The organism is Hymenobacter sp. B81, assembly GCF_044628455.1.
Taxonomy (GTDB): Bacteria; Bacteroidota; Bacteroidia; order Cytophagales; family Hymenobacteraceae; genus Solirubrum.
In genome coordinates, this window is sequence record NZ_JBIYZW010000001.1 from 1,525,650 (window position 1) to 1,539,937 (window position 14,288).

Below are 14,288 nucleotides of genomic sequence, written 5' to 3' on the forward strand. Positions count from 1 at the left end.
TGCCGTAGTTTTGTGGGTAATGGCCGTTCTTCCCGCTTCCCTCCCCGACCTGCCCAAGCTCATCATGGGCGTCGACCCCGGCACCCAGATCATGGGCTACGCCATCATCGAGGTGACCGGGCAGCGTGTGCAGGTGCTGCGCTACGATGTTATCAACCTCAAGTCGCTGGGCACCAATCACGCGGTAAAATTAAAGAAGATCTTCGACCGCATGATCGAGCTCATCGAGGAGTTTCTGCCCGACGAGCTGGCCATCGAGGCGCCGTTCTACGGCACCAACGTGCAAAGCATGCTGAAGTTGGGCCGGGCCCAGGGCGTGGCCATTGCCGCCTGCCTCTCCCGCCAGATTCCCTACGTGGAGTACGCCCCCACCAAGGTCAAGCAGGCCGTGACGGGCTCGGGTGCGGCCAGCAAGGAGCAGGTGGCCGCCATGCTGCGCCAGACGCTCAAGCTGCCGGCCGAAGACGCGCCCAAGTTCTTCGACGCCACCGACGCCCTGGCCGTGGCCATGTGCCACCACTACCAGAAGGGCAACAACGTGCAGGCCGGCGGCAAAAGCTGGGGCAAGTTCCTGGCCGACAACCCCGGCAAGCTGGCCGCGCCGGTGGCCGGCAAAAAGGCCGTGGCCGCCCGCAAGAAGCCGGCCGCGTAGCTGGCCGCCGCGTCAGCCGCCGGCCAGCTCACTGCGCGTTCAGGCTGATGACCACGTTGCCGATTTTCTGGCCGGTTTCCACGTAGCGGTGGGCCTCCACGATTTGCGCCAGCGGGTAGCGGCGGTCAATGAGCGGCCGGAAGTGACCCGCCTCCACCAGCTCCTTCAGCAGCTGCACGTCCTGCGCGCTGATGCTGGGCAAAGGAAACAGCACCTTCGGGCCGCGCAGCAGCGGCGCGGCCAGGGCCCGGAAGACGTTGTCGCCGCGGCGGCCCAGCTCGGTGGAGATGTACACGCCGTGGCGGGGCAGCAGGCGCCGGCAGCGGCCGAAGGAGCTTTTGCCCACGGCATCGAACACCAAGTCGAACTGCTCGGGCAGCTGCGTGAAGTCCTCCCGGGTGTAGTCGATGACGCGGTCGGCCCCCAGGGAGCGAACCAGCTCCAGGTGCGGCCCCGCGCACACGGCCGTTACCCGGGCCCCGAAGTACCGGGCCAGCTGCACGGCCGCCGAGCCAATGCCGCCCGTGGCCCCGTTTACCAGCACGCGGTGGCCGGCGCCCACCCTGGCGGCCCGCAGGTTGCCCAGGGCGTAGTGCGCGCCTTCGGTGATGGGGGCAGCTTCCTCAAACGTTAAGCCCGCCGGCATGGCGGCCAGGGCGCCGGCGGCCGGCAGCACCAGGTACTGGGCGTGGGCCCCGAAGGTCGCGTCGTTGTAGCCAAACACCCGCTCCCCTACCTGCCAATTGCTCACCCCCGCACCCACGGCCTCGATGACGCCGGCAAACTCGTTGCCCAGGATGGGGCGCTTGGGCCGCAGCAGGCCGCTGAACAGCCGCGAAACCACGTACTCGGCGCTGCGAAAGCCGCAGTCGGTGCGTTTGACGGTGGTGGCGCCCACCCGAATCAGCACTTCGTTTTCCCGGGGCCGGGGCTGCTCGACTTCCGCCAGCCTCACAACTTCCGGCGGGCCGTATTGGTGGTAGATGGCGGCTTGCATGGGCAGATGGCAGGCTATTTACCCCACTCGTAATTTTTCGACCACTCCCGCAGGGCGGCTACCTCCGCGCTGTGCGCGTCGAGCCACTGCTGCACGTCGGGCTGATCGGTGTGGGCCGAGCGGATGAAGTAGGTGAAGGCTGGCACGAAATCCCGGCGCTTCATTTCCAGGAAGTACGGCACGTAGTATTCCCAGACAAATCCCTTGCGGGTGTCCTTCTCGGCAAAACTACCGATGAGCCGGTCGAGCTTTTCGGCCATGCGGGCCGTGGGCGTTTTGTCTTTGTGCTTGTCGTCGTAGTCCAGCGCGGCCATCATCGAGAGCATCATCTCGGCTTGGGCGAAGTTATCGGCGCCCTTGCCCTTTTGGGCCGCGTCGAGGGTTTGCTTGCTCACGTTGAGCGTGATGCTGTTGTCGCCGGTTTTCTCGGCACCGGCCCGCATCAGCTTGTCGAAATGGGGCAAGTAAGTACTAGCGCGCCTGCCCTGGGGCTCCAGCATCAGGAAGCGCGCCAGCTCCAGGATAGCGGGCACGCGGTTACCGGTTTCGGCCGTGAGCAGGCCCAGAAACAGGTGGGCGCTGGCGTGCTGGGGCTGCAGCTGCACGGCGCGCTGCAGCGAGGCAACGGCGGCTTCAGTCTGCTGCTGCCCGTATTGCGCAATGCCCAGGTTGAAATGCAGCAGTTCCACCTCCGGAAACCGCTTGATGCCCTGCTCATAGATCCGGATGGCTTCTTTGGGTTTCTTCTGCGCATCCAGCACGTTGCCGTAGGTCACGTACACCTCGGCCGTAGCGCTTTGGGGGGTGGCCAGCAGCGCCCGGCACAGCTTGGCAGCTTCCTCGTTGCGCCCCATGCTGTTGTAGGTCATGGCCAGTTCGTACTGCGCCAAGCCGCTGCCGGGCTCCAGCTTCAGAGCCTCCTGGTACTTGGCTACGGCTTCCTCGAAGCGGCCGGCGTCGTGCAGCTTGGTGCCCTCGCGCACCAGGGTGCGCACTTCGGTGGATTGGGCTGCCCCGAGCAGCGGCAGCGCGACCAGGGCACCCACGAGCAGGGAACGGAGTAAGCGGTAATTCATCGGAAAAGACCTGAAACCAAGTAAGTGCATGAAGGCCCAACCGACCCTGCCGCCGCGCAAGCTACGCGGCGGCGAATTGCCGTGCAATGGGCTAGGCTCAGCCGTATGCCTTGATTAGTTCGGCTCTTTGGCCATCCATTCTTCCCATACCTCTTGAGCTTCTTCAATAGGCTCCAACTCCTGTTCGCCACGGCTCGACAAATCAGCAATGCGCCGCAACTCGATCAGCAGCTCCGGCGCCAAGCGCGGGGCTGTGGTAAACCGAATCAGCCAGATGACGCACCAGTACTTCCAGTCGCCGTCGGTACCGCGCAGTATGTCCAGCAGCTCAGGTACTAGGTCGTTAGTGTAGTCATTGAGAATGACGGATAGCTCCATGGCCACCGGCCAGTTGCCATCCTGCAGCCAGTGCAGCAACGGTCCGGCCTGAGCCAGCACGGCCGCCTTATCGGCCCGCCGCAGGTTTTCCACTGCCAAGTCATCATACTTATCGACTGGCACGATGCGCTGCGGGTCACGCGGCTCCGTCGTCATGCCGGCAGTTCAATCTCCCCTTTCAGGTACGTCACGGCAAACCCGCTCATCAGCACCCGGTCGCCGCGCAGCTCGCACCACAGGTCGCCGCCGCGGGCCGACACCTGGCGGGCGTGCAGGGTGGTCTTGCCCAGCTTTTCGGCCCAGTAGGGCACCAGGGTGGTGTGGGCCGAGCCAGTGACCGGGTCTTCGGGCACGCCCACGCGGGGGCCGAAGAAGCGCGACACGAAGTCTACCCCATTGGAGCCCGGTGCGGTGGCAATGACGGCGCGGTACTCCACCTTGGCCAGGTGCCCCATATCGGGGTGCAGGGCCCGCACCTCGGCCTCGCTGCCGAACAGGGCCACCAGATCGGGGCCGGCCAAAATGCTGAGCGGGGTGCGGCGCAGGCCATCGATGAGCCCGTCGGGGTGAGTGGCAAGCGGCTGGGGTGGGCGGGCCGGGAAGTCCAAAGTCAGGCGGCCGTCGGGCTGCCGGCTCACGCGCAGCGGGCCGCTTTGGGTGTGAAAGGTGAGCGTGTCGGCGGTGGCGCCGAGGTGGCGCAGCAGCACGTGGGCCGTGGCCAGGGTGGCGTGGCCGCAGAGCTCCACCTCCACGGCGGGCGTAAACCAGCGCAGCTCGTACTCGGCGGCGGTGCCGGCGCGGGGCACGAAGAAAGCCGTTTCGGCCAGGTTGTTTTCGGCGGCAATGGCCTGCATCAGCTCGGCGGGCAGCCACTCGCTCAGCGGGCACACGGCGGCGGGGTTGCCGGCAAACACTTTATCGGTGAAGGCGTCGACCTGGTAGATGGGTAGCGTCATAGCGGTAGGGGCGCCCGGCGTTGCGCGGAATCGTGGAAAGAGCCGGCTCGGGCACTCACCCGTCGGCGGCCCGAACATCGGCAAAGTTTTCCGTTGGCCCGCATCCTAAATGATCCGCCAGCATAGCACTGACTGCTGACAGGACCCGTCCATTCTGCCGGTGGCCCGAACGGCGGGCGCCTGCAAGGCGCCCCTACGCGCTGGGGTGCACCGTCACGACCACCGACTTACTGGCGGGCGTGTTGCTGCGCTCGGCCACGGCGCGCAGGGGCACCAGCACGTTGGTTTCGGGAAAGTAAGTGGCGCAGCAGCCCCGCGGCAAATCGTAAGGAATGGCCAGGAACCGCTCGGCCCGGCGCTGCTCGCCCTCGAAGTGGCTGACCAAATCCACCGGCTGCCGGGGCTGCAGGCCACGCTCGGCCATATCCTGCGGGTGCAGAAACACCACCCGCCGCTCCTGCCGCACGCCGCGGTACCGGTCGTCGAGGCCGTAGACGGTGGTGTTGAACTGATCGTGCGAGCGGATGGTCATCATCAGCAGCTGGCCGGGCAGCAGCGCCACCGGCTGCAGCGGGTTCACCGTGAGGTGGGCGCGGCCGTCGTCGGTGGTGAAGCGCCGCTCGCGCGGGCCGTTGGGCAGGTAGAAGCCGCCGGGCCGCCGCACTTCCTGCGCGTAGTGCCGGCAGCCCGGCACCACCCGGCTGATGTGGTGGCGAATGCGGTCGTAGTCCTCAATCAGGCCCACCCAGTCCACGGTAGTCCGCTCGCCCAGGGTGGCCAGGGCCATGCCCGCCACGATGGCCGGCTCGGAGAGCATGTGCTCCGAAAGCGGCACGAGTTGCCCGCGCGAGGTCTGCACCACGCCCATGGAGTTTTCGGTGGTCACTACCTGCTCGCCGCCGCGCTGCCGGTCCACGTCGGTGCGGGCCAGGGCGGGCAGAATCAGGGCGGTGCGGCCCGTCACGAGGTGGCCGCGGTTGGGCTTGGTGGATACCTGCACGGTGAGGCGGCAGCGGCGCAGGCCCTCGGCCGTGGCCTCGGTGTCGGGCGTGGCCGAGAGAAAGTTACCGCCCATGCCCACGAACACCCCGGCGCGGCCGTCGCGCATGGCCTCAATGGCCTTCACGGTGTCGAAGCCGGGCTTGCGCGGGGGCTCAAACTTGAACTCCCAGCCCAGCGCGTCGAGAAAGGCCGGCGGCATGTTTTCCCAGATGCCCATGGTCCGGTCGCCTTGCACGTTGGAGTGGCCGCGCACCGGGCACAGGCCCGCCCCGGGCTTGCCGATGGCCCCGCGCAGCAAGTGCAGGTTCACCACTTCCTGAATGGTGGCCACGGAATTCTTGTGCTGGGTCAGGCCCATGGCCCAGCAGGTGATGATGCGCTCGGCCCGCGCCAGCCGGCCGGCGGTTTCGCGCAACTGGGTTTGCGTGAGGCCGCTCTGCGCTTCAATATCGGCCCAGCTGGCCTCGAGCAAGTGCTGGCGCAGGGCCGCGTACTCGCTTTCCACTGCGTACTGCCCGATAAAGGCGTGGTCGACGACCTGGCCGGGGTTCAGCTCCTCGGCTTCGAGCAGGGCCTTGGCCAGGCCCTTGAAGGCCGGCAGGTCGCCGTTGATTTTCACCTGCAGGAATACGTCGGTGAGGGCCGTGCCGGGGCCGAACAGCGCACCCGCCACCTGGGTGGGGCTGAGGAAGTCCTGGGGGTTGCGGAAGTGGTTGAGCCCGGCCTCGAACAGGGGGTTGATGGTGATGATGGTAGCGCCGTTCTGCTTGGCCTGCTGCAGGGCCGAGAGCATGCGCGGGTGGTTGGTGCCCGGGTTCTGGCCCACGATGAGAATGACCTCGGCTTGGTAGAAGTCCTCCAGCTTCACCGTGCCCTTGCCGATGCCGATGGTGCCGCTCAGCGCCGCCCCGCTCGACTCGTGGCACATGTTGGAGCAGTCGGGCAGGTTGTTGGTGCCGAACTGCCGCACGAACAGCTGGTAGAGGAAAGCGGCCTCGTTGGAAGTGCGCCCCGAGGTGTAAAATACGGCCTCGTCGGGCGAAGCCAGCGCGTTCAGCTCCCGGCCGATCAGCTCGAAGGCTTCGGGCCAGCCAATGGGCGCGTAGTGGGTGGCGCCGGGGTGCAGCACCAGCGGCTCGGTCAGGCGCCCCAGGTCGTTGAGGTCCTTGTCGGAGAAGTGCGAGAGTTCGGCCACCGAGTGGCGGGCAAACACGGCCGCGTCGGCGCGCTGGGTGGTGGCTTCGCTGGCCGTGGCCTTGGCCCCGTTCTCGCAGAACTCGGCCACCGAGCGGTGGTCGTCGGGGTCGGGCCAGGCGCAGGAGCTGCAGTCGAAGCCGCCGGCCTGGTTGAGCTGCAGCAGGGCCCGCGTGCCGCGCTGCAGGCCCGCCTCGCGCCAGGCAAAGCGCACCGACTGCAGCACCGCTTCCAGACCGGCCGCCACCGTGGGCGCGGCCGAAAGCCTTAGGCCGGTCAGCGCGGCCGGCGGCTGGGCCAGGATGTCGGTAGTCGGGTCGGGCGGGTTCGGGTTCTGGCTCACGGCACGGGCAGGTTGGAAGCGGGAAATGTACGAAAACCCGCCGCGGGGCCTCCCCCCCAGCCTCCTTCCCTCGCTTGATGCGCGACATGGAAGAGAGGGGGAGCCACGGCGGCGTGGATGGCGGAGTGGTGCCTGGGCTTTGAGCCGGGGCACCACTATGGTGTAAGTAAACGAGCATACGGAACTTCAGCCCTTCCAAACCGGCTCAAAGCCCGGGCGCCACTACGTTTAAGCAAACGAGCCCCGCAACTTCTCCCTCCTCCTCCCCTGCCGGCCGCCGACTCAGGCGCCGATGATGCGCTCGGGTACGGCGTAGATGTTGAAGCGCTGGTCGCGCACGAAGCCCAGCAAAGTCAGCCCGAAGCGCTGGGCGGCCTGCACGGCCAGGCTGCTCGGGGCGCCCACCGCGGCCAGCACCGGCACGCCGGCCACGGCCGCCTTCTGCACCAGCTCGAAGCTCAGGCGGCCGCTCACCAGCAGCACCTGCCCGGCCAGGGGCAGCCAGCCGCGCAGCAGGGCCGCGCCCAACAGCTTGTCGACCGCGTTGTGGCGGCCCACGTCTTCGTGCAGCAGCAGCAGCTCGCCCGCGGGGCTGAACAAAGCGGCCGCGTGCAGCCCGCCGGTTTGCTCGAACACGGCCTGGGCCGCGCGTAGCCGGGCGGGCAGCTGGTGCACCACGGCCGCGGGCAGCAAAGGCGCGGGCGGCGGCAGCACCGGGCAGGCGGCGGCCTGCACCGCGTCGATGGAGGTTTTGCCGCAGACCCCGCAACTGGAGCTGGTGTAGAAATGGCGCTGCTGCCGCGCCGCGTCGAAGGGCACGTGCGGGGCCAGCTCGGCGCGGATGACGTTGCCTTGCTCCTCGGGCTTGCGCACGTCGGGACAGGGCAGCACGGCCCGCAGGTCGGCGGCTTGCCCGATGATGCCCTCGGTGAGCAGAAAGCCCGCCACCAGGGCCGCGTCGTCGCCGGGGGTGCGCATGGTTATGGCCAGGGAAAAGCGCCGCCGCTGGTTTTCGGGGCCGGTCACCAGACTTATTTCCAAGGGCTCCTCGGCGGCCACCACGTCGGAGCGTGGGGCGGCGGGGCGGCCCGCGGCCACGGCCTGCACGGTGAGGTACTCGTAGCTGGCGGCCGGCAGCAAGGGCGGCACGGCCGCGGAATCGGGGGAAGTCATGGCGGTTGCAGGTTAGGCTAAGGGGTGGTAGCGCAGTAGCGCGGACGGCGTAGTTCGCGCTACTGCGTCGATGCCGATGAGCTGCGCGGGGCCGACTGCCAGTACCGCGCTACGCAGTTCGCGCTACGGGCCACGCGGCAACTCCTGCTACTGGCCGCCGATGATGACCTGCTGCACCGGGTTTTCGCCCAGCCAGTAGGGAATTTCACGGTAGTCGGGCAGGCCGAGCACGAGCAGGTCGGCGCGCTTGCCGGGCTCCAGGCTGCCCACCTGCTGCTGCCGGTCGAGGGCCCAGGCGGCGTTCAGGGTGACGGCGGCCAGGGCCTCGTGCGGGGTCAGGCCCATTTTCAGGCAGGCCAGCGACACGGCCAGCCACAGGTTTTTGCTGGGGCAGGAGCCGGGGTTGAAGTCGGTGCTCAGGGCCACGGGCAGGCCCGCGTCGATGAACTGCCGGCCGGGGGCGTACTTGTCCTGGCGCAGGTACAGGGGCACCAGCGGCAGCAGCACGGCCACCGTGCGTCCCTGGCCCGCGGCGGCCACGGCCGCGGCGTCTGCGGCCGGCAGGTAGTCGCAGTGGTCGACGCTGGCGGCGCCCAGCTCGGCCGCCATCCGGCAGCCACCCAGGTCGTGGAGCTGCTCGGCGTGGATTTTCAGCTTGAAGCCCAGATCCCGGGCCCGCTGCAGGTAGCGCCGCGAGTCGTCGACGGAGAAGGCGCCTTCCTCGCAGAAGATGTCCACGAACTCGGCCTGCCCTTGCAGCGCCGGCAGCACCTGCTCGCTGAGCATAGCCAGGTACTCGGCCGGGCGGCCCTTGTACTCGGGGCCGGGTACGTGGGCGCCCAGGAAGGTGTGCACCAGCTGCACCGGCTGCTGGCGGCCCGCCGCGTGGGCCACCCGCAGGAGGCGCAGCTCGGTAGCCGCGTCGAGGCCGTAGCCGGTTTTGGCTTCGAGGGTGGTGACGCCGTAGCGTCGGAAGCCTTCGAGGTGGTGCAGGGCGCCGGCCAGCAGCTCGTCGTCGGTGGCGGCGCGGGTTTTGCGCACGGTGCTCAGAATGCCGCCGCCCGAGGCCAGGATGTCGAGGTAGGACTCGCCCTGCAGCTTGCGCTGAAACTCGTCGGCGCGGTTGCCGCCGAACACCAGGTGGGTGTGACACTCCACCAAACCCGGCATCACCACCCGGCCGCGGGCGTCAATTACCCGCGTTTCGGGGCCGAGCCAACTTTCGTCCAGCTCGCTCATGGGCCCCACAGCCGCAATGGTGTCGCCCTGACAGGCCACGAAGCCCTGCTCGATGATGCGCCAGTCGGCCAGGGCCGGGCCGGTGAGGGGGCGGTCGGTGGGGGCGCCGGCCAGGGTCAGCACCTGGGCGCAGTCGCGCAGCACGAGGGTATAGGGCTGGGTCACGAAAAGCGAAGGGAAAAGAAGGGTGAAAGAATGCGCCTGCGTTATGCGTGCGGCTCGCATAGGCTAAGCGCGGGGCACCGCGCATAAGCTAAGCGGGGTGTGCGCCTGGCCTACGCCTAAAGGCCGCGTAAGCTACGCCGGCAGCCGGTGTAGGCTTAGATACAGGTACTGCCTGGCTTAGGTCGGCAGCGCGTCTTGCCTAGTCCGGCAGCACGTCTAGCCTAGTCCGACGGGCGGACTAAGGTAGGCAGCCCGTCGGCGAAGCAGCCTGCGGCGGCATTCCGGCCCGGCACGCAACGCCCCCTGGAGCCAGGTCGTGCTTCATCGGGCGTCCACGCAGCCGCAGCATCTCTACTGCTTCGCCTGGCTCCCCTCTCCCCGAGGCTTCGCGCATCAAGCGAACCGGGGCCGGGGGTGAGGTCTCAACGAAGCGGTAGAGATGCTTGGCTACGCCGACCTTCGGTTCGACTGCGCTCAGCATGACCGTTCTTTTAGCTTCCGCCTGACGTACTTTTTTGACCTCTGCCTGACGTTCTTTTGGCTTGCCGCGACCCGCCCTACACCAGGCGGGCCTGGCCGGCGGCGCTGATGGCGCCGCCGCGCCGGAACTGCCGAATGTACTCCACGCGCCGGAAGCGCAGCGCCGACCACTCGGCGTCGAGGGCGACCTGGCTCACGGGCTCGAAGCCGGCCGCCCCCAGGGCGGCCCAGCCGGTGTCGCGGTTGAAGTCGCAGCGGTAGCGCTTGGCGGTGCCCTTGGGATAGGCAAACCACAGGGCCGCGTCGCCGGGGGCCTGGGCGGCCAGCGGCGGGGCCAGCGCATCGATTTCCCGCTGGGCCGTCACGAACACCAGCGCCGCGCCCAGCTCCCCGGCTACGGCGTCCTCGGTCAGGGCCACGGTGGCGGCCAGCTCCTCGCGCAGGGGCTGCAGGTAGGCGGGCAGGGCCAGCAGCAGCGTGCGGGTGCCGGGCCGGAGCTGCAGTTTTTGGGCGGCGGTTTTCATGCGGCGAAAGTAGCGAAACCGGCCGGCGGCCACATCATTATGTGAGCGTGCAACCGTACGGGGGCAGGGCCGATTTACTCAACTTGCCGCGGCCGGGCTGAGGCAGAATCTCCGGCCTTCCACGCACACGCCGGGCAGCAAACCGCCGCGCCCGCGGCGTAACCCCCCGGCCGGTGGCCACCCGGCTTTCACCTTCCACTTCCCATCTACCCCGATGACGTCCTTGTTCCGCCTCTGCGTGCCCGCTGCGCTGCTGCTAGCTCCCCGGCTGGTCCCGGCGCAGCAGCCGGCCGAGGCTTTTGCCGCCGCCGAGCGCCGCTTTGCCCGCCTGGGCGCCGAATCCACCCTCAAGCAGGCCTTCCTGACGTGCTCCGCCGACTCGGGCGTGGTGTTTCAGAACGGCCGGCCCCTGCTCACCCGCCAAGCCTGGGAGCGGGCGCCTGACCAGGCCAGTGGACCCCGGCTCATCTGGGGCCCCGCCGTGGCCGACGCGGCCCGCAGCGGCGACCTGGGCTACACCACCGGCCCGTTCTGGCTGGAGCAGCCCGACGGCCAGCGCGTAGGCCAGGGCCAGTACTTCACGGTGTGGGCCCGCCAGCCCGATGGCAGCCTGAAGTTTCTGGCCGACATGGGCATCTTCCACCCCGCTCCCGCCCCGGCCCGGCTACCCGAGCAGGTGCGCTACGCCCAGCTGCCGGCCCGCACTTCCCCGGCCCGCCGTGCTGACCTGTTGCAGCTGGAGCAGCAGCTGTCGGCCGCCGTCGAAAAAAATGGCATGGCGGCCGGCTACGCCGGCCTGCTCAGCACCGAGTCGCGGCTGCACCGCGAAGGCCTCACGCCGCTCACCACGGCGGCCGGGCAGCAGCAGCAACTGCAAACCGAGCCGGTCCTGCGCTTCACGCCGAGGGGCAGTCGGGTTTCCAGTGCCGGCGAGCTGGGCTACGTATTCGGCCGCTACCAGGCCCCGGAGCGGGCCGAGGTACAGGGCAGCTACGTGCACGTGTGGAAGCACGAGGCCCGGGGCTGGCGGCTGGTAGCTGAAGTGCTCAACCCCACGCTGCCGCCCAAGCCCAAACCCTAAAGGTCGCTGCCTTAATAAGCCCGCTGCCGGGTCGGGTGCGAGCCTGCGGGCTACGCATCCGACCCGGCAGCGGGCTTTTATATCGGTCCTATCGTCGCCGTCAGGCGGCCTGGGGGTGGCGGCTTTCGGCGTAGCGCAGCACCAAAGCGGGCAAACCGATGGCCCGGGCCAGGGGCCGCAACAGGCCGAACACCAGCCGCTGCACCCAGCGCGGGGGGCGGGCCAGCCGAAACTCGGGCGCGTACTCGCCCGCCAGCACGGCGGCGGGCAGCAGGCCGGGCTTGCCCTGGGCATTCACCTGTCCGTCCTGGGCCAGCCCAAACACGTTTTCCAGGAACTCCTCGGTGCGCAGGGCAGGCAGCACCGTCCAGCGCACGGTGGTGCGTGCTTCCCCGGCATTCCACATCGAGTGCACCTGCCCGGGCGCCACGCGCAGGCGCTGCCCTGGCCGCAGCCGCAGCAGCCGGCCTTGCAGGCGCACCTGCAGCTCGCCCTCCAGCACCAGGAAATGCTCTTCCTGCGCGGGGTGGAAATGCGCCGGGGGCTCGGGGCCCGCGTGGCTGAAGCTGGATTCCATTTCCAGCACCCGGCCCGCCGAGTCCTGGCTGGTGGTGATGAAGCGGATGCTTTGCCCGGTAAGGGGATTCTGCACGAGTTTGCCTGGGTATGCCATGCGTAAGCCGCCCGCGGGCCGCCGGGGAAAAATAAGCTTGGTAAAAAACAACCGTGGATGCCCGGCGCGCCCCAAAGAGCGGCGGCCCGGCCAAGCAGTTGGCGCGGGCCCACGACCCGGCCGAACCCAACCGATAAATGCCGCTGCAAAAGTATCGCCACAGCCTAGCCCGCTGATTCACATAATGATGTGAGTGCCACCCTATCCCAACTGCAGGTACCGCAGCGCGAATGTTGTCGTTCCTATATCCTCGCCCCGTATGGGCGGGCCGCAGTGCCAGCTACCTGGTTGTTCCGGCACGCGGACGACCATGTTTGCGCCGCTGGCCCGCCGGCCAACGGTGCAGTGTCGGCGGGCCGGCCGCCGAAGTTCACCCGGCGGCGCTACCTTGCCGGGCGGGCCGGCGGGCCCCATTCCATTTACGCTTACCGGTGCTTTATGAGGGCTTTGCTGCTGATTGACATTCAAAACGACTTCGTACCGGGCGGCGCGCTGGCCGTGCCCGGGGGAGACGCCATCCTGCCGCTGGTCAACCGCCGGCAGCCGGATTTCGAGTTGGTGGTGGCCACTCAGGACTGGCACCCGCCCACCCACCAAAGCTTTGCCTCCCAGCACCCGGGCCAGCCGCTGTTCAGCACCATCGACCTGCACGGACTGCCCCAGGTGCTCTGGCCCGACCACTGCGTGCAGGGCAGCCGGGGCGCCGAGCTGCACCCCGGGCTGGATCAGCGGCGCATCGAGGCCATCTTCCGCAAGGGTACCAGCCCCGAAATCGACAGCTACAGCGCCTTTTTCGACAACGGCCACCGCAAATCCACCGGCCTGGCCGCCTACCTGCGCGGGCGCGGCGTAACGCAGCTGTACCTGGCCGGGCTGGCCGGCGACTACTGCGTGTACTACTCGGCCCTCGACGCGCTGCAGGAGGGCTTCGAAACCTTCCTGCTCACCGACGCCACCCGCCCCATCGACGCGGCCGGCTTTGCGCGGGCCGGCGCCGACCTGCAGCAGCGCGGCGCTCAGCTTGTTGTTGGTTGATGGTTGTTCGTTTTTGGTTGCTCGTTTCTGGTTGTTCGGTTCAGGAAACACGTGCTGACAGCTGATAGCTGACAACTAAGAACTGGCAACTGGCAACTGGCAACTGGCAACTGGTAACTGGTAACTGATGACCGCTCCGCTGATTCTGACTTTGCAGCTGGCCGCCGAGGCCCAGGCGTTTTTTGACGCCCTAAGGCGGGCGCACTTTCCGCCCGCGCGCAATTACCTGGCGGCCCACCTCACCCTGTTTCACCACCTGCCCGGCGCCTGCCTGGCTGACGTTGCCATCCGGCTCAGCGCGCTCAGCGCCGCTCAGGCTCCGCTGCCGCTGCGCGTGGCGGGGCTGCAGTTTCTGGGGCAGGGCGTGGCCTACGCCATCGACAGCCCGCCGCTGGAGGCGCTGCACCGGCAGCTGCAGCAGGAGTGGTGGACCGAACTGCGGCCCCAGGACCAGCAGCGGTGCCGCCCCCACGTGACGGTGCAAAACAAGGTGGCGCCGGCGGTTGCCCGTGCTTTGCACCAGCAGCTGAGCGCCGGCTTCGCGCCCTTCGATACCACCGGCACCGGGCTGCAGCTGTGGGCCTACCGCGGCGGGCCCTGGGAGCTGCTGCGCACGTTTCCCTTCGCGGCCTTGCAACCAGGAGGTAGTGGTGCGGTTTAGTATCTTGTCGGGACTATCGGCCGCCCTGGTCTGCTTGCTGCCTTGCTTATGATGATTCGCTTTTTGCTTCCCGCCCTTGGCCTGCTGCTGGCGGTGCCCGCCCTGGCCCAAACCGACGACGAATCCGCCGCCCGGCCCCTGGGGCTGGGCGCGGCGCGCTGGTCGTACTCGCTCAACGCGGGGGCCACGTTTGCCGGGCGCTACGGCTCGGCCAGCTACCTGAGTCCGCAGGCCACCTACCAGCTCAGCAACCGCCTGCAGCTGTTTGGCGGGCTCACCTACCTGCGGGCCATGCCGGGCGCGGCCTTCTACCCGGCGCCCGAGAACGGGGCCCCGGCGGCTGGCCGGCTGGGCAGCAACCACTACCTGCTGCAGGGCGGCGGCACCTACGCCCTCAGCCCGCGGCTGGCCCTGACCGGCAGCGCCTGGAAAGACTTTTCGCCCCGGCCAGCCCCGGGTACCCGCGTCAATCCCTACGCCGGGTTTGGCAACCTGGGCTCGGGCGTGAACCTGCGCGCCGATTACCAGATTACCGAGCGGTTTTCAGTATCGGGCGGGTTGCGCTTCTCGCAGGGCGCTGCGCCCACGCAGCTGCCCCTGGGCATTGGTCCGGCTGGCTTCTGAAGGATTCTTGGGTAATTCAACCGGCCCAACAAAGC

General features: G+C 68.4%; 14 protein-coding genes. 5 read left to right on the forward strand and 9 right to left on the reverse strand.

Annotated elements, in window-relative coordinates; genetic code table 11:
• Window positions 1-19: 19 nt before the first annotated feature.
• A complete protein-coding gene (gene ruvC / locus ACE191_RS06795; RefSeq protein ID WP_400191432.1) occupies window positions 20-652 on the forward strand; it encodes a crossover junction endodeoxyribonuclease RuvC in 633 nt (210 codons plus the stop codon).
• Window positions 653-680: 28 nt separating this feature from the next.
• On the opposite strand, the gene ACE191_RS06800 is transcribed toward ruvC, so the two are convergent.
• The 8 genes from ACE191_RS06800 to ACE191_RS06835 all read right to left on the reverse strand — a co-directional run bounded on the left by ACE191_RS06800 (window position 681) and on the right by ACE191_RS06835 (window position 10,179).
• The gene (locus ACE191_RS06800; RefSeq protein ID WP_400191433.1) at window positions 681-1,649 is read right to left on the reverse strand and encodes an NAD(P)-dependent alcohol dehydrogenase; all 969 of its coding nucleotides are present in this window, start codon (window positions 1,647-1,649) and stop codon (window positions 681-683) included.
• A 14-nt stretch (window positions 1,650-1,663) separates the two neighbouring features.
• Window positions 1,664-2,725 (reverse strand): tetratricopeptide repeat protein, encoded by a 1,062-nt coding sequence (locus ACE191_RS06805; RefSeq protein WP_400191434.1) that lies wholly within the window; start codon window positions 2,723-2,725, stop codon window positions 1,664-1,666.
• Window positions 2,726-2,839: 114 nt separating this feature from the next.
• Window positions 2,840-3,259, reverse strand: coding sequence for a DUF5071 domain-containing protein (locus ACE191_RS06810; protein ID WP_400191435.1), 420 nt, complete (start codon window positions 3,257-3,259; stop codon window positions 2,840-2,842).
• Entirely contained in the window at window positions 3,256-4,059 is an 804-nt protein-coding gene (locus ACE191_RS06815; protein WP_400191436.1) for a PhzF family phenazine biosynthesis protein, read from the reverse strand. Before ACE191_RS06815 ends, ACE191_RS06810 begins: the two co-directional genes overlap by 4 nt.
• Before the next feature lie 193 nt (window positions 4,060-4,252).
• Window positions 4,253-6,598 carry an FdhF/YdeP family oxidoreductase gene (locus tag ACE191_RS06820; protein WP_400191437.1) on the reverse strand — a complete coding sequence of 782 codons (2,346 nt, stop codon included), beginning with the start codon at window positions 6,596-6,598 and terminating at the stop codon, window positions 4,253-4,255.
• A 282-nt stretch (window positions 6,599-6,880) separates the two neighbouring features.
• Window positions 6,881-7,771: a formate dehydrogenase accessory sulfurtransferase FdhD gene (gene fdhD, locus ACE191_RS06825; RefSeq protein ID WP_400191438.1), complete on the reverse strand. Its 891-nt coding sequence runs from the start codon at window positions 7,769-7,771 to the stop codon at window positions 6,881-6,883.
• A 147-nt stretch (window positions 7,772-7,918) separates the two neighbouring features.
• The gene (gene hutI, locus ACE191_RS06830; protein WP_400191439.1) at window positions 7,919-9,175 is read right to left on the reverse strand and encodes an imidazolonepropionase; all 1,257 of its coding nucleotides are present in this window, start codon (window positions 9,173-9,175) and stop codon (window positions 7,919-7,921) included.
• Window positions 9,176-9,732: 557 nt separating this feature from the next.
• Window positions 9,733-10,179, reverse strand: a complete 447-nt coding sequence (locus tag ACE191_RS06835; RefSeq protein ID WP_400191440.1) for a hypothetical protein — start codon at window positions 10,177-10,179, stop codon at window positions 9,733-9,735.
• Window positions 10,180-10,393: 214 nt separating this feature from the next.
• On the opposite strand from ACE191_RS06835, the gene ACE191_RS06840 reads away from it, so the two are divergent.
• The gene (locus tag ACE191_RS06840; protein WP_400191441.1) at window positions 10,394-11,260 is read left to right on the forward strand and encodes a hypothetical protein; all 867 of its coding nucleotides are present in this window, start codon (window positions 10,394-10,396) and stop codon (window positions 11,258-11,260) included.
• Window positions 11,261-11,360: 100 nt separating this feature from the next.
• Here the strand turns inward: ACE191_RS06840 and ACE191_RS06845 are convergent, their stop codons facing one another.
• Window positions 11,361-11,912 (reverse strand): cupin domain-containing protein, encoded by a 552-nt coding sequence (locus ACE191_RS06845; RefSeq protein WP_400191442.1) that lies wholly within the window; start codon window positions 11,910-11,912, stop codon window positions 11,361-11,363.
• Between the two features lie 459 nt (window positions 11,913-12,371).
• On the opposite strand from ACE191_RS06845, the gene pncA reads away from it, so the two are divergent.
• The 3 genes from pncA (at window position 12,372) to ACE191_RS06860 (ending at window position 14,253) form a co-directional block, all read left to right on the forward strand.
• Complete coding sequence (gene pncA, locus ACE191_RS06850) at window positions 12,372-12,968, forward strand: bifunctional nicotinamidase/pyrazinamidase (RefSeq protein ID WP_400191443.1); 597 nt, start codon at window positions 12,372-12,374, stop codon at window positions 12,966-12,968.
• A gap of 127 nt (window positions 12,969-13,095) precedes the next feature.
• The gene (locus ACE191_RS06855; RefSeq protein WP_400191444.1) at window positions 13,096-13,629 is read left to right on the forward strand and encodes a 2'-5' RNA ligase family protein; all 534 of its coding nucleotides are present in this window, start codon (window positions 13,096-13,098) and stop codon (window positions 13,627-13,629) included.
• A 48-nt stretch (window positions 13,630-13,677) separates the two neighbouring features.
• Entirely contained in the window at window positions 13,678-14,253 is a 576-nt protein-coding gene (locus tag ACE191_RS06860) for a hypothetical protein (protein WP_400191445.1), read from the forward strand.
• The last annotated feature ends 35 nt before the right edge of the window (window positions 14,254-14,288 follow it).